At 45.2% G+C, this 2054-nt stretch carries 2 protein-coding genes; both read right to left on the bottom strand.

Annotated features, from left to right (window positions below; genetic code table 11):
• Positions 1-841: ABC-F family ATP-binding cassette domain-containing protein (locus GMD4S_RS08330; protein ID WP_001279103.1), on the bottom strand; the 841-nt coding region annotated here is incomplete at its 3' end.
• Entirely contained in the window at positions 838-2037 is a 1200-nt protein-coding gene (locus tag GMD4S_RS08325; protein ID WP_008284388.1) for a CCA tRNA nucleotidyltransferase, read from the bottom strand. The genes GMD4S_RS08330 and GMD4S_RS08325, both read right to left, overlap by 4 nt.
• Positions 2038-2054 lie beyond the last annotated feature (17 nt).

The raw sequence follows: 2054 nt of genomic DNA, 5'->3' as shown, positions 1-2054 counted from the left end.
GTTGCTTGGTCGCACGTGCCTGTGGTTGTCTGCGCATCCAGGCCAGTTCTTGCTTATAAAGTTGTTCTTTTTTGTGGAGAAGGGCAGCGTCACGCTCATCTTGTTCAGCCTTGAGGCGAACATAGTCCTGGTAATTTCCCTGATACTCGGTCAAGCCTGCTCGGTCCAACTCGAAAATCCGCGTTGATAGTGCATCTAGGAAATAACGATCGTGGGTGATAAAGAGAACGGTCTTCTTGGAATTTTTCAAAAAAAGAGTCAGCCACTCAATGGTCGCAATGTCCAGGTGGTTGGTCGGCTCGTCCAGAAGCAAGAGGTCGTGGTTTCCTAGGAGAACTTGCGCCAACTGAACCCGTCTTCTCAAACCGCCTGACAATTCACCAACTGGAGTCGACAAGTCCTGAATACCCAGCTTGCTGAGGACCGTCTTGACCTGGCTTTCAATTTCCCAGGCTTGGAGAGAATCCATCTCTGCCATGACCCGTTCCAAATGAGCCTGCTTGTCCTCACTGTAGTTGAGCATGATTAACTCATACTCACGAATCAACTGGATTTCCTTGAGGTCGCTGGACAGAACCGTGTCCAAAACTGTCTTGCTATCATCAAAATCTGGATTCTGAGTCAAGTAGCCAATCTTGTAGTCATTCTTAGCCGAAAAGGGACTGACATCCCCATCAAAGCCAGAAACACCAGAAAGAACATCTAACAGAGTGGTCTTACCAGTCCCATTGACACCAATCAGACCAATTCTATCCAAGTCATGGATGATAAAGGAAATATCCTTAAAAACGGTCTTGTCACCAACGGATTTGCTTAGTTTTTCAACGATAAAATCACTCATTTTTTCTCCCTCAGGTAAGCATGGATAGCTTGACGATCATTTTCCAACTCTCCATCGACAATGGCAAACTCAATCTCTGTTAAAATCTCTCCCAAGTCTGGTCCTGGCTGGTAACCATATTCCTTAATCAAAATTCCACCATTAATCTGGATTTCTTTCTTATCATGAATGGTCAAACTATGGTAAGTTTCTTTGATGGTTTGTGGGTTGACTTCTTTCCCTTGGGCCTGACGAAGACTTTCAGCTTGTAGAAGGGAATCCAAGTCAAAGCGGTAACAATCACGCTTGCTCAGCTCACCTTCTTCTCGCAAAGCCAAAATAGTCAGTAAATCCTGCACCTGCTTGGCAAACTGTCGTGAGGTTTTCCAAGCTTTCAAAAATGGCTGTGCATCTTTAATCTCCATAGCCCACAATAGAGCCGCCCAGGCTTGTTCGGAAGACTCAAAAGTGAAATCAGTCTTCAAATCAAACAGTTTGTTGAGCTTGTCTTGGCTTCCTGCCATATCTGGAAGATAGTCATAAGCTCGACTCTCAATCATGGAAGCCAGACCAACTCGCCAAAAAGGTGCCAGCAAGAGCTTATCAAACTCAACGAAGGTGCGCTCCACAGAAATTTTCTCCAAAAGTGGCGTCAAAGTCTTCATCGCTTCAAAAGTTTCTGACTCAAGTTTAAAACCGAGACTGGCCTGAAAACGGAAACCACGCATAATTCGCAGAGCATCTTCGTTAAAACGCTCACTAGCCACTCCAACTGCTCGTAAAACTTGGTATTTCAAATCTTCTAAACCATGGAACAAGTCAATGATTTCACCTGTCTCATCCAAAGCGAAGGCATTGACTGTGAAATCACGGCGCTTGAGGTCTTCTTCTAGCGAACGCACAAAGGAAACCGCACTGGGTCTGCGGTAGTCCACATAGACATCTTCGGTCCGAAAGGTGGTTACCTCATACTCCTCGTCCCCATCTAAAACTAAGACAGTTCCGTGCTCGATTCCAATATCGGCTGTTCGCGGAAAAATCTGCTTGGTCTCCTCTGGATAAGAAGAAGTCGCAATATCCACATCGTGGATGGGACGATTGAGGAGGGCATCTCGAACAGAGCCCCCAACAAAATAGGCCTCAAAGCCTGCTTCTTTAATTTTTTCTAATACTGGTAAAGCCTTCTGAAATTCAGAAGGCATTTGCGTTAATCTCATAATAAGTGTTCTAATCC

It is taken from the genome of Streptococcus sp. GMD4S, assembly GCF_000296955.1.
This window is presented reverse-complemented; position numbering and strand designations above follow the sequence as displayed.

Coding starts and splice junctions, on each gene's coding strand:
- GMD4S_RS08325 (WP_008284388.1), bottom strand. CDS start 2,037: ATGAGATTAACGCAAATGCCTTCTGAATTTCAGAAGGCTTTACCAGTA.